This is a genomic window from Chitinophaga solisilvae (genome assembly GCF_009928525.1).
In the GTDB taxonomy this organism is placed as follows: domain Bacteria; phylum Bacteroidota; class Bacteroidia; order Chitinophagales; family Chitinophagaceae; genus Chitinophaga; species Chitinophaga solisilvae.
Genome location: NZ_JAABOK010000011.1, coordinates 191,724 through 210,648 on the forward strand (window position 1 = coordinate 191,724; position 18,925 = coordinate 210,648).

11 protein-coding genes are annotated in these 18,925 nt (G+C 50.9%); 4 read left to right on the forward strand and 7 right to left on the reverse strand.

Translation table 11 applies throughout. The features are described 5' to 3' along the window. The first annotated feature begins 20 nt into the window (after positions 1 to 20). Positions 21 to 2,243, forward strand: a complete 2,223-nt coding sequence (locus GWG06_RS22215) for an FUSC family protein (protein WP_127043195.1) — start codon at positions 21 to 23, stop codon at positions 2,241 to 2,243. Positions 2,244 to 2,341: 98 nt separating this feature from the next. Here the strand turns inward: GWG06_RS22215 and bshC are convergent, their stop codons facing one another. Next, a complete protein-coding gene (gene bshC / locus GWG06_RS22220; RefSeq protein WP_160716070.1) occupies positions 2,342 to 3,925 on the reverse strand; it encodes a bacillithiol biosynthesis cysteine-adding enzyme BshC in 1,584 nt (527 codons plus the stop codon). A gap of 278 nt (positions 3,926 to 4,203) precedes the next feature. Between bshC and GWG06_RS22225 the strand changes: the two genes are divergently transcribed. Next, positions 4,204 to 5,205, forward strand: a complete 1,002-nt coding sequence (locus GWG06_RS22225; RefSeq protein ID WP_160716072.1) for a glycosyltransferase family 4 protein — start codon at positions 4,204 to 4,206, stop codon at positions 5,203 to 5,205. 5 nt (positions 5,206 to 5,210) lie between these two features. Here the strand turns inward: GWG06_RS22225 and GWG06_RS22230 are convergent, their stop codons facing one another. The 3 genes from GWG06_RS22230 to GWG06_RS22240 form a co-directional block, all read right to left on the reverse strand. Beyond that, positions 5,211 to 6,680 (reverse strand): glycoside hydrolase family 130 protein, encoded by a 1,470-nt coding sequence (locus GWG06_RS22230; RefSeq protein WP_160716074.1) that lies wholly within the window; start codon positions 6,678 to 6,680, stop codon positions 5,211 to 5,213. Positions 6,681 to 6,693: 13 nt separating this feature from the next. Next, positions 6,694 to 7,965, reverse strand: coding sequence for a glucose-1-phosphate adenylyltransferase (locus tag GWG06_RS22235; RefSeq protein ID WP_160716076.1), 1,272 nt, complete (start codon positions 7,963 to 7,965; stop codon positions 6,694 to 6,696). 147 nt (positions 7,966 to 8,112) lie between these two features. Further along, a complete protein-coding gene (locus tag GWG06_RS22240; protein WP_160716078.1) occupies positions 8,113 to 9,537 on the reverse strand; it encodes a glycogen synthase in 1,425 nt (474 codons plus the stop codon). Between the two features lie 231 nt (positions 9,538 to 9,768). On the opposite strand from GWG06_RS22240, the gene GWG06_RS22245 reads away from it, so the two are divergent. Both GWG06_RS22245 and GWG06_RS22250 read left to right on the forward strand, forming a co-directional pair. Then, positions 9,769 to 10,662, forward strand: coding sequence for a DUF72 domain-containing protein (locus GWG06_RS22245; RefSeq protein ID WP_160716080.1), 894 nt, complete (start codon positions 9,769 to 9,771; stop codon positions 10,660 to 10,662). 87 nt (positions 10,663 to 10,749) lie between these two features. Continuing rightward, complete coding sequence (locus GWG06_RS22250; protein ID WP_160716082.1) at positions 10,750 to 13,674, forward strand: FAD-binding and (Fe-S)-binding domain-containing protein; 2,925 nt, start codon at positions 10,750 to 10,752, stop codon at positions 13,672 to 13,674. Positions 13,675 to 13,799: 125 nt separating this feature from the next. Here the strand turns inward: GWG06_RS22250 and GWG06_RS22255 are convergent, their stop codons facing one another. From GWG06_RS22255 to GWG06_RS22265, 3 genes are read right to left on the reverse strand one after another with little or no spacing between them, the layout of a single operon-like run. Further along, positions 13,800 to 14,552: a class I SAM-dependent methyltransferase gene (locus GWG06_RS22255; protein WP_127041882.1), complete on the reverse strand. Its 753-nt coding sequence runs from the start codon at positions 14,550 to 14,552 to the stop codon at positions 13,800 to 13,802. 18 nt (positions 14,553 to 14,570) lie between these two features. Next, complete coding sequence (locus GWG06_RS22260) at positions 14,571 to 17,744, reverse strand: efflux RND transporter permease subunit (RefSeq protein ID WP_160716084.1); 3,174 nt, start codon at positions 17,742 to 17,744, stop codon at positions 14,571 to 14,573. Between the two features lie 21 nt (positions 17,745 to 17,765). Further along, a complete protein-coding gene (locus GWG06_RS22265; RefSeq protein ID WP_127041886.1) occupies positions 17,766 to 18,890 on the reverse strand; it encodes an efflux RND transporter periplasmic adaptor subunit in 1,125 nt (374 codons plus the stop codon). Between the last annotated feature and the right edge of the window lie 35 nt (positions 18,891 to 18,925).

Here is an 18,925-nt window from a genome sequence, read left to right on the forward strand (position 1 = left end):
CTTCCAAAACCCATTAACGTTTGCGAACAGAACAGCGGATCAACGATATCAAGAGTTTCCTTTACAGTTATCACTTCAGCAATGGTTTACGTACTACCATCAGTGTGGTGGTGCCTTCCCTGATTTTTGCCTGGTTCGGGCAGCTGGGGTTAGGTATTGCCATGTCTATGGGCGCATTGTGTACGGCGCTCAGCGATGTACCCGGTACCATCATCCATAAGCGGAACGGACTTATCATCAGCACCATTCTCATTTTCATCACGGCGCTGGTGACAGGTTTCCTGGCTCCCTATCCTGTACTGATGACCGGCTGGATATCAGGTTGCTGCTTCGTGTTCGCCATGATGCTCGTTTATGGCAACCGTGGCGGTAACATCGGTACCGGCTGTTTGCTCATCATGGTATCTATCCTCGGAGAACCGCAGCTATCAGTTCCGCTCACCCTCCTGCACTCATCCATGGTGCTGCTGGGCAGCATCTGGTATGCCATGCTGGCGCTGATACTGTGGCAGATCAGACCTTATCTCAACGTACAACAGGCACTCGGCGACTGTATCATACAAACCGCCCGCTACCTGGAAGTCCGTGCTAACTTCTACACTCCCGGCGTGAATGTTACAGAAAACTATAAAGCCGTTCTCGACCAGCAGGTAATCGTTAACGAGAAACAGGAAAACGTCCGGGAACTGCTGCTGAAAAGGCGTTCCGCCCAACAGGGTACTACCAGCATCAACAAAAGTATGGTGCTCATCTTCCTGGATATGGTGGATCTGCAGGAACAGATCATGGCTTCGCAGACTGACTACAAAGCCCTGCAGCGCGACTTCGGCGACCAGGAGATACTGGAAAAATTCCATTCCCTGATTCTTGAATTTACGGAAGAACTAAAAAATATCGGACTCGCGGTAGCCTCCGGACAACGCTCCCTGCCTAAATCCAACCTGAAATACGGTATGGAAAAGGTAAAAAAATCCATTGCGGAGATTACACTGAAAATGCCTACGCTACTGGAAAGAACTCGCACCATTCCCCTCACCAACATTCTGCAGAACCTGCAGGATATGGCGCAACGTATTTACAACCTGCATCGTTTAACAAGACTGGAAAGACTGAAAGATGAATCCATAGATCCCAAGCTGGAACTATCCAAATTCACTACCCGTCAGAAGTATGATGTAGAAACCTTCCGCGATAACCTCACCTTCAAATCACAGATATTCAGACATGCCATCCGCGTGAGCCTGGCCACTGTCACAGGTTATCTGCTGGGACAGGCCCTGCACCTGGACCGCGTCTACTGGATATTGCTTACCATTATCGTGATCCTGAAACCGGGCTTTGGCCTTACCAGGTCCCGCTCCATACAGCGGCTGATCGGCACGGTACTCGGTGCGCTCTTTGCAGCCGGTTTGCTGTACCTTACCAACAACGACACCATCATTTTCATTACCATGCTGCTCAGCATCCTGGGCGCATACAGCTTTATGAGCTTCCGGTATACGCTGAGCGTATTTTTTGTGACGCCGTTCATCATCTTCCTGTTACACTTCCTGCATCCGTCCGACCTGTACAATGCCGCCCAGCGCGTGCTCGACACCTTCATCGGCGGAGGCATCGCCTTCCTGGCCAACATACTGCTGTGGCCTTCCTGGGAACATAACACCCTTCCCTCCTACATGCAGAAAATGATGCAGGCGAACAGAAAATATTTTGAACGTGTAATGACCGTATATGCCAACGAATCCATCACCATCACAGATTTCAAACTGGCCCGTAAAGACACCTATGTGTCCAGTGCCAATATGATGGCAGCTTTCCAGCGTATGCTGTCAGAACCTAAAAGCAAACAGAAGAACGCTTCCCAGGTATATCACTTCGTAGTACTGAACCACACGCTCACTTCCCATATCGCTGCACTGGCGGCCTACAGCATGCACCACGGCGTTCAGTTCCCAAGACCGGAATACCGTCAAATCAGCGACTACCTCCTCGCCTACATGGACCAGCTCTATCTCATGATAGATCCCGCCACCCGCGCGCAGGCCAAACCAGAACCTCCCGTTCACGCATTCGATACTCTCGACGAACACCTTATGAACCTCGTTCACCTGAGACAACTCGAAATCAATGAAGGAAAAGGAGCCACGCCTATACGCGACGAAATGCTCGAAACCAAACAGGTACATGATCAGCTGCAGGCGGTACTGGGATTGGTGAAGGATATGGGGAAAGCGCTGCAGTAGAAATTATGAATTAATAATTATGAATGATGAGTTAGTGGGAAGACCTAAGCGGATAATTAATCGCTTAGGTCTTCCCACTAACTCATCATTCATAATTCTTAATTCGTAATTATTAAAAACTTATCTGTTACCGGCTCCAGCGCCGCTATTATTCTGTCAAAAAAGCCTGCGCCTTCAGCGGCGTACCAGGGCATGAAGTTTTCTTTTCTTTCCTGGAGGGAGCCTCCTGGGAATAGTCTGCTTTTTATTTGTTTGATCTGGTCTGTTTGCCAGGCGAACTTTTTCTTTTCTGCACGGAGGAATTTATGTTCCATTTTGCCGATGGATTTCAGCGCGCGGGTTCTTTCAGCGCCGGCACTGGCAATGAGGGTGATGTCTATGCTGCGGGCCTTTTCTTCCAGGGCGTCATAGAGTTTTTCTATGGCGGCATATTCATCTTTCAGTACCAGCGAAGCGTTGGTATGTTTCTTCACAAAATCATTAACAATATCATCGGTACTTTTGAAAAGCTCTGTGGTAGATAGTTCCAGCTTATTCATTCTTTGAGCGGATACTTCATCGACCAGCAGCAGGGAGTTACGCAACAGCAGTACCGGGTAGGGTACGCCGTAGCGGGCAAACAGCTGCTTCAGCTCCAGCCAGTAGGCGATTTCACCGCCGCCACCGATAAAGGCGATGTTGGGCAGTACCGTTTCCTGGAACATGCCACGGAGGATAACATTCGGACTGAATCTTTCCGGATGTGCTTCCAGCTCAGCTTCCAGGGCTACCGCGTCGAATTTCAACGGGGTGTGTAATACTTTCCACTGGTCGCCTTCCTGTACTATTCGTTCCCGCAGCCCGTCCTGCAGGTAGAAGAGATTTATTTCCCGCGGATTGGCCTGTACCTTATAATGCTCCCCTAACTTTTCCAGTGTAGCATTGACGATGTTGTGAGATGCCTGCTGAAACAGTTCATCCTTCATAACAGGCAGGTATAAACGTTTCAGGTCCGGATTGTCCGGTACCAGCACTACCAGCCCGAAACGGCCGAACAGCGCATGCACCAGGTACAAGGTGGCATCCTGTATGTTGTTATGTTCCAGGTATGCATTGCGCAGCAGGGTAATCAGTTCCGCCGCATGCGGTGCATAGCCGAGTATGTTCTTTACTTCGTCGATCAGCTGTTCCAGGCCATCGGGGCGCATGCGGCCTACCGGCCCTTCCTGTCCGGCTGCCCAGCTAAGGCTTTTACCTTCCAGGTATATGCTGCCTAACTCTTCCAGGTCGTTGTCTTCGCTGCCCATATAATATACCGGCACGAAATTGTGTTGCGGATATTGTTGACGGAGGTTCTCAGCCAGCTTGACGGTTTGCAGAATCTTATAGACAAAATACAGGTAGCCGGTGAAAATATTGGGCTGGTGCGCCGTGGTTACGGTAAAGGTCTGTGGCTGCAGCAGGCTTTGTATATTTTCCTGCACCGCGGTTACCGGCTCCAGGTTTTTGTATTGCTGTTCCAGCGCGGCTACCAGCGCGGCGCGTGGCGTATTGAACTGCTGCCTGGCCTGTATGGCGGCGGCAAAATCGGGATGTACAGGAGAATAGGTGTAAAAAGGTCTGATCTGCGCCTCTTCTGCTAAAAAATCTGTGACAAGCGGATTAAAATAGCCAGTCTTCCCATAAGGAATATATTCCTGCATATTGTAGAATTACTAATGATCAATAAAAGCTACAGACGTAAAAAGAATACATCGAAACTTTTGGATGAACGAAGTTAGATAACAATTTGGTTATTTAATTATTTGGTTATTTGAAATTTGATAGACGGGAAACAGGCGAAAGGAACACGCTCTTTTGCAGATATGGACAAAATATAGCCAAATAGTACTATATCATCCTGACGAAACATGGTCATATTCTCCGATGATTAAAACAAAACACCCTCAAATAATAAAATAACTTCATAAAAAAATTTCACATGAAAATAGCGGTTCTTTCTCCTGTTGCCTGGCGTACGCCCCCCAGGCATTACGGTCCCTGGGAACAGATGGCGTCTAACCTGGCAGAAGGGCTGATAGCAGCAGGCCATGATGTTACCTTGTTTGCAACTGCGGATTCCGTTACCGGCGCACAGCTGGAGGCGATCTGCCCGCAGGGCTGGGAAGAAGACAAAACAGCTGACGCTAAAGTAAACGAGTGTATGCATATCAGTTACCTGATGGAGCAGGCTCACCGCTTCGATATCATTCATAATCATTTTGATTTTCTTCCCCTCACCTATTCCCGCCTGATCCGGACGCCGATGGTGACTACTATTCATGGTTTTTCTTCAGAAAAAATTATCCCGGTATATCAGCGTTACAATGATGCAGGGCAATATGTTTCCATCAGTAATGCGGACCGTCATCCGGAGCTACGGTACCGTGCTACAGTGTACAATGGCATCAATACGGCCGATTTTACCTTTGAGCCTTCTCCGCAGGAATACCTGCTGTACTACGGCCGCATTCATCCTGACAAGGGCACGCACGACGCCATACAGATAGCGCTGCATACGCGGCGGCCGCTGCTGATAGCCGGTATTGTACAGGATGAAGCATACTTCAGGGAAATGGTACAGCCTTATGCAGACGGGGAACAGATAAAGTACCTGGGAGCTGTGGGAGGAAGTGCCCGCAGCACGTTGCTGGGCAAAGCCGCGGCGTTGCTGCATCCGATACATTTCAATGAACCGTTCGGCCTCAGCGTGGCCGAAGCAATGCTGTGCGGAACGCCTGTCATTGCCTACAACCGGGGCGCTATGCCGGAGCTGATAACTGACAGGATAACCGGTTTTTTAGTGAATAATACCCATGAAGCGGCAGCCTGTGTGGAAGACTTGTCCTGCATCGACCGGCATGCCTGTACCGCCCGTGCCAGCACGCATTTCAGCGCCACCCGCATGACTGCTGACTATCTCGAAATCTATAAAACCATGTGAGATAACTATATGCCGTCCGCCTTTATCTGTGCCAGCAGCTTTTCCAGGTTCACGGTGGCGAAGCCGGAAGCATAATCGGACAGACCGTAGGGGATGATGAGTTCATCGTTATGGATGAAGGAGCCGCAGGAATACAATACGTTGGGCACATATCCTTCCCGTTCATCTTTATTGGGCATGAGCAGGGGTTCGCGGAGGCGGCCTATTTCCCGGCCGGGGTTATCTATATCCAGCAGACTGGCTCCTATGCAGTAGGTACGCATAGGTCCTACACCGTGCGTGATGACCAGCCATCCCTCGGATGTTTCTATCGGCGAGCCACAGTTGCCGACCTGCACAAATTCCCAGGGATACTTCGGTGTCTGTAGTATCTGCGGATTCTCCCAGATATTGATTTTGTCGGAGTACATGATATACCCGTTGATACCATCTATACGGGAAATCATGACATATTTGCCATTGATTTTTCTGGGGAAGAGCGCCAGGTTTTTGTTCTGTGCCCCTTCGCCGTACAACGGCATTATTTTAAAGCTATAGAAGTCTTTTGTCTGCAGCAGTTTAGGTTGAATAGTAATACCATCAAAGGCGGTATACGTGGCGTAGTAGGTGATGCTGCCGTTATCCCCGGTATATTTCACGAAGCGGGCATCTTCAATACCACGGCTTTCAGCATCGGAGTATGGGAAGATTACCCTATCTGAAATATCTGTATCCAGGGAGAAGTTCAGTTCATAATATGAGTCTGCCAGCCATAGCAGTCTTTCCAGGGCTTTTTTCAGGAGGGAGTCTACCTGGTAGCGCTGCTGCATTTCGCGGATCACCTTTTTCAGTGCCATATATTCAAACTCGTCGGGGAGGCTATTTTGCACTTCCTGGAAAACGGAATCCGGGAGTTTGATAGAAACGGCATTCTGGAAGAAGATGGTCTTTTTATAGCTGGCATTACGGATAAGTTCGGCTTCATCCACGTAATTGCCGGCTTCCAGGATAGTGACCTGGTTGTTGCTGTCTATCAGCCCGCTGCGGAAGGCGATAGAGGAGATATGTCCTTCGCCCACCGCGCGGAAGCTGAGTATAACGCGTTTCTGCCCTTCTTCCAGTCCGCTCTGATCCACATCTTCCACGAGGGAGGGATTGAAGAAGGCGGCAGATTCAATAGAATATTCGTTGGTAAAGTAAGAGCCGGTGAGCAGTTTTCTTTTAAGGGACAGGTCCTCGTAATTCAGCTGTACAGCGGAAAACAGGTGCCTGATACGATCGGCATGCTTTTCAAAGATGCGGGTGATGTTACGGTGGCGCCGGGAAAACTCTCTGAGTATAGGCGTGATAGTTATATCCACCTCCTCATCTGTCATGGCGGCTACAAGCTGAATAATGGATTTGGCGCGGGCTTCTCCATTAAAAAAGAATCTGGCCACCACCCGTTTGAGATCCGGATATATCTTGGTAGACTTCCGCTCTATTGTCAATCGCATACTGATCGTTTTGTTAAACTGTGAAACCGTCCGGCAGGACAACTCCTTTTTTTACAACAACGATGCCGTCTTTTACGGTATACTTTTCAAAGTCTCCGTCCGGGAGGTGGTCACCGCCGTTGATATGTACGTTATTTCCGATGCTGCAGTTCTTATCGATAATGGCCCTGTGAATGATGCAGTTATCGCCGATGCCCATCTGGGGGCGGCCTTCCGCCTTTGCCCTTTCCAGTTCGTCAAGTGTCTGGTAATAATCGCTCCCCATAATATAGGTGCTGGTAATGACGGAACCATGGCCTATACGGGTACGGATACCTACCACGCATTGTTCGAGGCGGCTTGCCATAATAATACAACCGTCTGCTATGATTGTTTTCTCCAGGGTTCCGGAGATTTTTGCCGGCGGCAGCATGCGGGCGCGGGAATAGATGGTCTGGGATTCGTTGAACAGGTTAAACTGCGGTATGTCGTCGGTAAGACCGATATTGGCTTCCCAGAAGGAACTGATATTACCAATGTCTGTCCAGTAGCCTTCGTACTGATAGCTGAACACCCTGCTTTTGGCTTCTATGGCCTGCGGAATTACCTGTTTACCGAAGTCCGCCGCTTCCGGTTGTTTGCTCAGCATTTCAAACAGCACTTCCCGGCTGAAAATATAGATGCCCATACTGGCCAGGTATATTCGGCCGGCAGCTTTCATGTCATCGCTTACGTCAGACGCCCATGGTGGCAGGGCCTGCTGGGATGGCTTTTCCGTAAAGGAAACGATAGCGCCGGTTTCGTCTGTTTTAAGAATACCGAAGTCAGATGCATCTTTGGCGGACACCGGAATGGTGGCGATAGAGATCTCTGCACCGGTTTCTATATGATGGCTGATCATCTTCCGGAAATCCATCTGGTACAGCTGGTCGCCGGATAATATCAGCACGTATTTGAATTCAAAGTTCTCCATATGATGCAGGCATTGCCTTACGGCGTCTGCAGTACCCTGGTACCAGGTGGGGTTATCAGGGGTTTGTTCTGCCGCCAGTATATCCACGAAGCCTTTGTCGAAATTGCTGAAATGGTAGGTATTTTTGATGTGTTTGTTCAGTGAAGCGGAATTGAACTGTGTTAAAACAAAAATGCGGTTCAGTTCTGCATTCAGGCAGTTGGAGATGGGAATGTCTACCAGTCTGTATTTGCCGGCAAGGGGTACGGCCGGTTTGGAGCGGCGTCGGGTAAGGGGGTACAGGCGGGTACCAGCGCCGCCTCCGAGGATAATGGATATTACGTCATTAACCATATACTATAGCTTTAGCGGTTGGCTATCAGCTGTTGGCATACATGCGTCACATGTGTGTTATTGGGCCTTTAGCTGTGAAATTATTGGATATTGTGATTCTCTTTCGTTGTGATTTTTTCATTGTTCCTGCAAAAGGCGTTCCTGTGCTTAACCGCTTATTGTCAGCTGCTGATACAGTTCCAGGTATTGTTGTGCCGAACGGCCCCAGGAATGGTCGGTATGCATACCGCGCAACCGTATTTCCCGGAGATGTTCCTTATTATCATACAGTTCTATGGCCCTTTTTACAGAGTAACAGATGTCCCATATGCCCACCTGGCTGAACCGGATGCCTACGCCGTCTTTATCCCCGAAGTCGGTGACGGTATCTTTGAGGCCGCCGGTGCTGCGAACTACAGGAACCGTGCCGTAGCGCAGCGCATATAACTGATTGAGTCCACAGGGCTCCACGCGGGAGGGCATCAGCAGGAAGTCGGCGCCGGCATATATTAAATGCGACAGGGATTCATTATAACCAATATGCAGATTAAATCCGTAGCTGACGGTATCCCTGGTTTGTTGCAAAGACCATTCAATATGTGGTTCCCCGCTTCCCAAAACGAGGAAATTCACTTCTCCCGGCAGTTCATGCAGGGAGCGGCCAATCGCTTCTGGCAGCAGATCGGCGCCTTTATCTCCTACCAGCCTGCCGATGAAGGCTACCAGCGGCAGGGATGTGTCCAGTCCAAAGCGTTCACAGAGGGCTTTCTTATTTTCCTTCTTGCCTTTGTCGATGTTATCGGGATCATAATGCGCCGGGATCATCACATCGCTGGCAGGGTCCCATACGGCGGTATCGATGCCGTTGATGATGCCCGCAGTTTTGGCGCGTTCGTGGCTGATCAGGCTCTCGAGGCCATTGGCGTTGGTGTAGAGTTCCTCCAGGTAACCGGGAGATACGGTGGTAACGCGCCAGGCGCATTTGATGGCTGCAGCCAGCGGGTTAATTGCGCCGCCCCAGTCCAGCAATCCTGCTTTCCAGAGGTCAAAGCCGGGAATCAGGTATAGTTTATCCCATCCGAACTGGCCCTGGTACTGGGCGTTGTGGATAGTAATCACGGAAGGTATTTCTTTCAGCCGGCTGTATTTATAGCCATAGCTCATTAAAAAGGGAATCAGCCCGGTATGATGATCATGGCAATGCACCACATCCGGATGATGCTGCCATTCGTTCACCCAGTCCAGCACAGCTACCTGGAAGGCGAGAAAACGTTCTGTATCGTTGGGGTAACCATACACGCCCGGTGTGTCCAGCAATCCGGGAATATCTACCAGGTACAGGTCGAAGCCGAGTTCATTATGTCTTTCCTTCAGTACATTAAAGTGGTACCAATCGTGGCCCAGCCACATACCGGCCTGATGTACCACATCAAACTCATGTGTGTCATAATACTTATTCCTGTAGGCCGGTACTACTACTTTGGCGATATTCCCCAGCTGCTGCTGATACTTGGGCAGAGCGCCCACTACATCTCCCAGTCCGCCTACTTTCGCTACCGGATAACACTCGGCGCTCACGTGCAATATTTCCATGCTAAATAATTGATAATCTGTCTTAAGTTACCTTGGAAAAATAAGAAAACAAAAGGTTTGCGGGAATTTATTTATTTGAGATTTTGTTATCTGGTTATTTGAGATTTGCCGGTATGCAGGGCGGCAGCGCAGACTTTTTCGCCTGAGCTGTCAACACTTTCATTTTCTTATCTTTGTTATACTTCATGTCATGTGATTTCCCCTATCCTGTTAACGCTAAAACCATTGCTCATGGATTTCGGTCGTGTAACACCTGCAGCGCTGGAGGAACTGGATTTCAAACTTCCGGCAGAACCGCTGTTTAACAAGAAAGTACTGAAAGGCAAGCCTGTAAAGAAACCGCTGGCCTATGCCGGATGCGCCAAATGGGGGCGTAAGGAATGGTTGGGCAAGATATATCCTAAGGGAACCAAAGACGCACAGTTCCTGCATGAATATGTGAAGCACTTCAACAGCATAGAACTCAATGCTACTCACTACCAAATCTATGGCCCTCCCACTATTTCCAAATGGGATGCGGAAGCGCAGGGAATGGATTTTAAATTCTGCCCGAAAGTACCGCAGGCCATCAGCCATTTCAGCAACCTGGTCAGCGCCGGGCCTAAAACCACCGCCTTCCTGGAAGGTGTGCTGGCTTTCGGCAACCATCTGGGTCCCATTTTTTTGCAATTGAGTGACAAATATGGTCCGGCCAAACGGGAAGCCCTATACGAATACCTGGCATCGCTGCCTACCGACCTGCAGTTCTTTGTGGAAGTCCGGCATCCGCAGTGGTACGAAGATGAGGTTGCCCGCATGGATTTTTTCGAAACGCTGCGCAAACTGAAGGTAGGCGCGGTGATTACGGATACCGCAGGCAGAAGGGATGTGGCGCATATGCATCTTACCATCCCCAAAATATTCATCCGGTTTGTAGGCAACAGCCTGCATCCGACAGACTACACCCGTATCGACGACTGGGCCAACCGCATCAAATACTGGCTGGACAAAGGCCTGCAGGAGATATATTTTTTTATGCATATGCATGATGAAGCGCTGTCACCCGAACTGGCGCTCTACCTGGCAGACAGGCTGGAGGCCGTTTGCGGCCTCCACGTAAAAAAGCCCCGGTTTGTAAAGGAATAATTTATTTTTTGACGAATACATTACAAGGCTAAAAAATGACAGTCTGAAATATTAATTTCGCCTTCTCAAAACCGGTATTTTACAATGATGCGCGACAAGCTAGAGCAATTGGCCAAAGAACTGGAAGGCACGCTTTATACAGATGATACCATGCGGACTCTCTATGCCACCGATGCGTCGGCATACCGGGAGATGCCCCTGGCAGTAGCAATCCCACAACATATAGCAGACCTGAAAACACTGATCAGTTTTGCGCGCAATAACAATACCTCGCTGATTCCCCGCACTGCCGGCACTTCGCTGGCCGGACAGGTGGTCGGCAACGGCATCGTGGTAGACGTATCCCGTACTTTCACCGGCATACTGGAATTCAACGCAGCGGAAAGCTGGGTACGCGTTCAGCCCGGCGTTATCAGGGATGAACTGAATATGTTCCTTAAACCGCACGGACTTTACTTCGGCCCGGAAACCTCTACCGCCAACCGCGCCATGATAGGCGGCATGGTAGGCAATAACTCCTGCGGTTCCAACAGTGTGGTCTATGGCAGTACCCGGGAACACCTGCTGGAAGTAAAAGCCCTGCTCAGCAACGGCGAAGAAGTCACCTTCAGCACCCTGGACACCGAAGCCTTCCATCAGAAATGCGAAGGCCCGGATACACTGGAAACAAAAATCTACCGCCAGATACGCACTGCCCTGAGCCATCATACCAACCAGGATGAAATACGCCGCGAATTCCCGAAGAAAAGTATCCCGCGCCGTAATACCGGCTATGCCGTGGATATGCTCCTGGAAACCGCGCCTTTCACAGCCGGAACAGAAGATTTTAACTTCTGTAAACTTATCGCCGGATCTGAAGGCACCCTGGCTTTTCTGACAGAAATAAAACTGCATGTAGATCCGCTTCCTCCGAAAGAAACGGGCCTGCTCTGCATCCACTTCAATAATGTAGATGAATCCCTGCGCGCCAACGTGCTCGTCATGGATTTCAAACCCAGCGCCAGCGAGCTGATTGACCACTACGTACTCGAATGTACCAAAGACAATATCGAGCAAAGCAAGAACCGCTTCTTTGTACAGGGAGATCCCGGCGCCATCCTGGTAGTGGAATTCTGCCGCGATACCAGGGAAGAAATCACTGCCATAGCGGGCCGTGTGGAAGCCACGCTGCGCGCCGCCGGACTAGGCTATCATTTCCCCCTGCTGTTCGGCAACGACAGCAAAAAAATATGGGCGCTGCGCAAAGCCGGTCTGGGCCTGCTCAGCAACCTCCCCGGCGATGAAAAAGCCGTGCCGGTTATTGAAGATACAGCCGTAGCCGTGGAAGACCTCCCCGCATTTATCCGTGACTTCAACGTCATATTGCAGCAATACGGACTTTATGCCGTTCACTACGCACATGCGGGCAGCGGCGAAATACACCTCCGCCCTATCATCAACCTGAAAACGGAAGAAGGTAATCTCCTCTTCAGAAAAATTGCAGAAGAAATTGCCACCCTCGTAAAAAAATACCACGGCTCCCTTAGCGGCGAACATGGCGATGGCCGCCTGCGCGGTGAGTTCATCAAACAGATGGTAGGCGATAAAAACTATGAACTGCTCCGGCAGATCAAATACACCTGGGACCCGGAAAATATCTTCAATCCCAGCAAAATAGTGGATACGCCATCCATGAACAGCATGCTGCGGTATGAACCCGGACAGAAAACACCCGCGTTCAACACCATCTTTCATTTCCCGGAACAAACCATCCTGCAGCACGCCGAACAATGCAATGGTTCCGGCGACTGCCGCAAAACACCGCTCAGCGGAGGTACCATGTGCCCCAGCTACATGGCCACCCGCAACGAAAAAGATACCACCCGCGCCAGAGCCAACATCCTGCGGGAATTTCTGACACACTCCCACAAGGAAAACCGCTTTGATCATAAGGAAATCTATGAAGTGCTGGACCTCTGCCTCGCCTGCAAGGGCTGTAAGTCAGAGTGCCCGTCCAACGTAGATATGGCCAAGATGAAAATGGAATTCCTCCAGCATTACTACGATGCCAACGGTGTTCCGGTGCGTGCAAAAATGATCGGCAACTTCTCTAAACTGTCTGCACTCGCTGCCATCACACCAGGTATCTATAACGGATTAATCAATAATAAACTCACCGGCGGCATCATCCGGAAATTCTCCGGCTTTGCATCCAAACGTTCACTGCCGGCGCTTCACAGCACCACCTGGCGCAAATGGTTTAACCGGCAATGGCCCAAAGAAAAGACAGGTACTGCCGGCAATAAAACCGTATACGTTTTCTGCGACGAGTTCACCAACTATAACGATACCACCATCGGCATCAAAGCCGTAAAGCTGCTGCATAAGCTGGGCTACGATGTAAAAATGACGGAGCATCCGGAGAGCGCCCGCGCCTATATGTCTAAAGGACTGCTGCGCAAGGCGCGTGAAATCGCAGAAGAGAATATTCGTATATTCAGTACCGTTATCAATGCAGACACGCCCCTGCTTGGCGTAGAACCTTCCTCCATCCTCAGTTTCCGCGATGAATACCCGGATCTGGTAAGGGAAGGCTTACGGCAGCAGGCACATGACCTCTCCAGACACGTTTTCCTCATTGATGAATTCATCGCCAACGAGGCTGCCAAAGGACATATCACTGCTGCGCAGTTCACCACCGCGCAGCAGCATATCAAGCTGCACGGCCACTGTCAGCAGAAAGCACTATCCTCTTCCCAGCACAGTCAGCAGATGTTAAGCATCCCGCAAAACTATTCCGTGGAAGTCATCCCTTCCGGCTGCTGCGGTATGGCCGGCTCCTTCGGCTACGAAAAAGAACACTACGACCTCAGCATGCAAATCGGTGAAATGGTGCTCTTCCCTGCCGTCCGCAACGCTGCCAAAGGCACGCTGATTGCCGCTCCCGGCACCAGCTGCCGACATCAGGTAAAGGATGGAACGGGGGTGAAGGCGATGCATCCGGTGGAAATACTATATGATGCGATAGTTTAATTGCGAATTACGAATTGCGAATTACGAATGAAGAGCGAAGACATAAGCAAAGAAGTAAATTCTTTATCCGCTTATGTCTTCGCTCTTCATTCGTAATTCGCAATTCGTAATTCGTAATTATTTCTTCATAATTTACCCGTAAACACCTTCGTCTCATACCTCAACGCCACCATTCTGTTCTCCTGGTGTTTTTCAAATACATCTTCCAGTTCCTGGATCATGGCGTTGTAGCGCGGATGGGTTTTATCGGGCATATAGGAGGATGACAGCAGCAGTCCTTTGATGGCGGCGTAGTCCAGGCGCTGTACGTGGTGGAAGTATTTTTCATGGAAGGTGTCCGGCAGGAAGAAACGGGCTATTTCCTGCGGCTGAATATTGCGGTGCTTCATGTCTTTGTAGTCGATGCCAAAGTCATGACGCAGTTTTTCGTAGGCTTTATCGAAGGGAGTGTCTGTTTCCCTGAAATTCCACATCAATACGGCAGAAGTTCCGGGGCGCATGATACGCCGGAATTCCTGCCGGGCTTCCTCCCGCTCAAACCAGTGAAAGGATTGTCCGGCTATCAGCAGGTCTACTGATGCATCCGGCAGCGTAGTTCGTTCGGCCGTTCCCGTTATACTTTTAAAATAAGGGTACCGTTGCAGCAGTCGCTCTCCCATCTCCCGCATTTCCCGGTTGGGTTCTACGGCATACACGGTATTTCCGTTGTCCAGGAAAGGCTGTGCGGAGATGCCTGTACCGGAGCCGATATCGGCTACTGCGGCTGATGGCGTAAGACCGGCAACCTCCTGCAGGTAAGGAATGATGGCTACCGGATATTGCGGACGGTATTTGACATAGTCATCCACACGGTTGCTGAATCGTTCTGTGTTTTTCATGGCAGACTAAAAATAAAGTTATTCTCCCAGACCATGTGGTTTCTTCTCTTCATTGCCATGGGCTTCCAGGTCGGCCAGCTTTTTCTTGCCGTAGGCCATTTTGGTAATCAGCACGTACAGTACCGGAACAGTGAAGACCCCCAGCAGCGTAGCCGCCAGCATACCGCCCACCACCGTATAGCCGATATTGACACGGGAAGCTGCACCGGCGCCTTTTGCCAGACACAGAGGCACCACGCCGAGGATAAAGGCAAAGGAAGTCATCAGGATCGGTCTGAAACGCAGCTTTACTGCCTCCAGGGTAGCCTGCATCAAAGGCATTCCTCTGTCTACACGTTCCTTACAGAACTCCACAATCAGGATGGCATTTTTGGCAGACAGGCCGATAAGTGTAATCAACCCGATCTGGGAATACACACTGTTGGCCTGCCGGGTTAATGTCAGCGCCAGGATAGACCCGAAGAGGGCTACCGGCACCGCCAGCAGTACAGAGAACGGAACGGACCAGCTTTCGTAGAGTGCGGTGAGCAGCAGGAATACAAATAATATGGACAGGGCAAAGATGAGAACACTGGTATTACCTGCCTGTATTTCCTGCAGGGATACGTTGGCCCAGTCGTACCCGAAATTTTCAGGCAGGGTCTGTTCGGCCACTTCTTTCAGGGCATTGATGGCATCGCCGCTGCTGTAACCGACTTTACTGTCCCCGTCAATTTCCACGGCACGATACAGGTTAAAGTGATTGATAACCGGCGCACCTGATCCTTTCTTCGAGGTCACCAGGGCGCTGAGCGGCACCATCTGTCCTACGTTGTTACGTACGTAATATGTTGCCAGGTTATCGATACTGGTGCGGTATAATGAATCAGCCTGCAACACAACGCGGAAGCTGCGGCTGAATTTGGTAAAGTCGTTCACATACAAGCCACCTAGGAATGTCTGCAGGCAGTTAAACACATCGCTCACCGCCACGCCCAGCTGTTTACATTTATCCCTGTCTACATCCACATTGAACTGCGGGGTATTGGCGCTGAAGAAGGCGTAGGCGCGCGCAATTTCCGGGCGCTGGTTGGCAGCCATGAGGAATTGCCCCATTACCTTCATAAACTCCCCGATGTCCGGGTTACTTTTCTGTTCAAGGATAAAGGAGAAGCCTCCCGATGTACCCATACCGCGCAGGGTGGGCGCGGGGATACAGATGATAGTGGCGCCGACGATGCGCATGGTAGCACCCTGGATCCGCCCCAGCACTGTATTGATATCATCGCCGTGCGCATAGCGTTCATCCCATGGTTTCAGGCTCACGAAGAACGTACCGGAGTTGGGCTTCACCGCGTTGGCCACGAAGTTCATTCCGCTGATGCCGAAGAAGTGATTCACGGCGCTGTCACTCAGAAGGATATTGTTGATTTCGGCAATCACGTCCTTGGTACGCTCTGCAGATGCAGCTTCCGGCAGTTCCAGGGCGATGAACATAGCGCCCATATCTTCCTGGGGCACAAAGGTAGTAGGTGTTTTCTTAAACAGATAAAAGGCGACGGCAAACAGGATCCCCATACCAATAAGCACTACGGGCGTGACTTTTATGAGCCGCATCACGAAATTGCCATAGCGGTTGGTCACCCGGTTAAACCATTCGTTGAATTTAAAAAAGAGTTTATTCAGACCATGTGATTGTTTCGTGAGATGCGCCGGCCGTAATAGTATGGCTGTTAGCGCCGGTGTAAAAGACAGCGCCAGGAAGGCCGACAGTAATACGGAAAAGGCGATCGTCAGGGCGAACTGCTGATACAGCCGGCCGCTTACCCCTGGTATAAACGCCACCGGTACAAATACTGCCGCCAGGATCAGCGCGATGGCAATTACCGGCGCCTGCACTTCCGACATGGCTTTGAAAGTGGCTTCCCGCGGCGACATGAGGTCGGAATCGATATGATGCTGCACCGCCTCCACCACCACAATGGCATCGTCCACCACAATACCGATGGCGAGTACAAACCCGAACAGGGTCAGCGTATTGATGGAAAATCCGAGCAGCTGGAAAAAGATGAACGTACCGATGAGGGAGATAGGTATTACCAGGATGGGAATGAGCGTGGCGCGCCAGTTCTGGAGGAAGATGAACACCACCAGTACCACCAGGGCCATTGCTTCCAGGAAGGTTTCAATAACCTCATTGATGGATATTTTCACGAAGGAAGTCGTTTCAAAGGGCACGAGCCAGTTGACATCTTCCGGGAAGGACCTGGACAGTTCTTCCATTTTCTTCATGACACGGTCATTCACATCCAGTGCGTTGGCGCCGGGAGCGAGGTAGATAGCCATCCCGCTGCCTGTTTTACCGTCTGCCTTGGCATCAATGGCGTAGGTGAAGGAGCCGAGGTTGATGCGGGCAACGTCGCGCAGGCGGACCAGTCCGCCGGTTTTGCTGGTAGCCACTACCACGTTGCCGAATTCTTCGGAGGTGGCGAGGCGGCCTTTAACACTGACGGTGTATTCAAATGCCTGTGTTTTACTCATGGGCGGCGCGCCGATACTACCGGCAGGCACCTGCTGATTCTGTTCTGTAATGGCGCGGGCAATATCGCCCGGCGTCAGGCTGAGGGCCGCCATTTTATCGGGGTTCAGCCATATGCGCATACTATAGTCCTGGGAGAAGGCGTTCACGTCGCCGACACCTGTCACACGCGCCAGCTCCGGCTTCAGGTAGATGTTCACGTAGTTGTCCATGAACTCGCGGGTATGGGTGCCTTTGGGCGAGTTCAGGGCTATTACCATGAGCATGTCATTGGAACGCTTTTTAACGGTAACGCCTACACGCCTTACTTCATCGGGGGTACTGGGCAGGGCGAGGCTCACACGGTTCTGTACATCGAGTGTAGCGATGTCGGGATCGGTACCTATATTAAAGGTAACGGTCAGGCTCATGGAGCCGTCGTTTGCACTTACAGACTGAATGTACATGGCGCCGGGGGTACCGTTCACCTGGTTTTCGATGGGCGTGGTAACGGTTTCTTCCACCGTGGTGGAGTTGGCGCCTACGTAGTTGGCCCGTACATCGGTAACGGGCGGTGCAATATCCGGCAACTGGGCAATAGGCAGGTTAAACATACAGATCAACCCTACAATCACCAGGATGATAGCTATTACAATCGTAGTATTCTTGCGCTCTATAAATGTTTTTGAGATCATACTGTGATGGCGGTTTTAGGATTATTGTTTACCTGCCGGCGGTGTAGCGCCTGCAACATTCACGGTATCGCCGGGTCTTACCTTCTGCAGTCCTTCTACTATGACACGGTCACCGGCTTTCAGGCCGCTCTGGATCAGTATCATGGTATCGGCGATGGCGCCGGGCATTACGTCCACGGGTTTCACCACGTTGGCCGGCGTGAGTGTAAGCACGCTGGTTTCAGACAGGTTCTGCACAATGGCTTTGGCCGGGATAGAAATCTGGGTGGCGGGGGTGCTGAACTGCATGACTGCCACGCAGCTCATACCGGATTTAAGCATACCGTCTTTATTCGGGAACACCAGCCGCACCCGGATGGTGCCGGTCTGCGCATCCACGGTATTATTAATTGTCTGTATCGCTCCTTCTTCCCCGTATCTGTCGCCATTGGTGAACTGCAGAAAGAATTTTTCAGCGCCCTGTCCCTTCTGAATGCGCAGGAACTCAGGTAAACTGGCCTGCGGCACGTCGAAGTCGGCAAACATGGGGTGTTCATTCACGACGGTGTTGATGAGTGTTTGCCCGGCATTCACGATGTCGCCCACCTTCAGGAGGGAGATGCCGATACTACCGCTTACGGGAGCACGCAGTATAGCGTGATTTACATCAGTGCCGGCCCTGGCTACCGATGCTTTGGCGGCGGCCACATTGGCTTTGGCGGTGAGTACGGCTGTATAAGCCTGGTCCACGGTCTGTTTGGAAATAGCGTCATGGTCCAGCAGCGTCTTATATCTTTCGTAGTCCCGTTGCCGTTGGGCGAGGTCTGCCTCGGCCTGCTGCTGACTGGCCACTACCTGTCCGTATGCAGCAGTATAGCGGCTTTTATCAATTTCGTACAGGGGCTGTCCTTTGGTTACATTGCTGCCATCCTTTACCTTGATGGCATCCAGGAAACCGGTGACATCGGAACGTATCTCCACAATATCATGCGCCACCAGGGTAGCCGGGAACTGTGAGCTGACGGTACGGGCGCCCACGGTGACCTCCTGTGCTACTACCGTTGCTTTCATCCTCCCCATCATAGCCGCCTGTTGTTGCTGTTTATTGCCGCCACCGCAAGCTGCGGCGGTCAGCGTAATGACGATCAGTAAAATCCTGTTATTCATATTATGATAGAATTACTTATTGCTAATCAGGAAAA

Excerpts from the sequence above, each read along its gene's own strand:
- GWG06_RS22245 (WP_160716080.1), top strand. The coding sequence starts at position 9,769 with ATGGATTTCGGTCGTGTAACACCTGCAGCGCTGGAGGAACTGGATTTC.
- GWG06_RS22235 (WP_160716076.1), bottom strand. The coding sequence starts at position 7,965 with ATGGTTAATGACGTAATATCCATTATCCTCGGAGGCGGCGCTGGTACC.
- GWG06_RS22230 (WP_160716074.1), bottom strand. The coding sequence starts at position 6,680 with ATGCGATTGACAATAGAGCGGAAGTCTACCAAGATATATCCGGATCTC.
- GWG06_RS22225 (WP_160716072.1), top strand. The coding sequence starts at position 4,204 with ATGAAAATAGCGGTTCTTTCTCCTGTTGCCTGGCGTACGCCCCCCAGG.
- GWG06_RS22240 (WP_160716078.1), bottom strand. The coding sequence starts at position 9,537 with ATGGAAATATTGCACGTGAGCGCCGAGTGTTATCCGGTAGCGAAAGTA.
- GWG06_RS22250 (WP_160716082.1), top strand. The coding sequence starts at position 10,750 with ATGCGCGACAAGCTAGAGCAATTGGCCAAAGAACTGGAAGGCACGCTT.
- bshC (WP_160716070.1), bottom strand. The coding sequence starts at position 3,925 with ATGCAGGAATATATTCCTTATGGGAAGACTGGCTATTTTAATCCGCTT.
- GWG06_RS22255 (WP_127041882.1), bottom strand. The coding sequence starts at position 14,552 with ATGAAAAACACAGAACGATTCAGCAACCGTGTGGATGACTATGTCAAA.
- GWG06_RS22265 (WP_127041886.1), bottom strand. The coding sequence starts at position 18,890 with ATGAATAACAGGATTTTACTGATCGTCATTACGCTGACCGCCGCAGCT.
- GWG06_RS22260 (WP_160716084.1), bottom strand. The coding sequence starts at position 17,744 with ATGATCTCAAAAACATTTATAGAGCGCAAGAATACTACGATTGTAATA.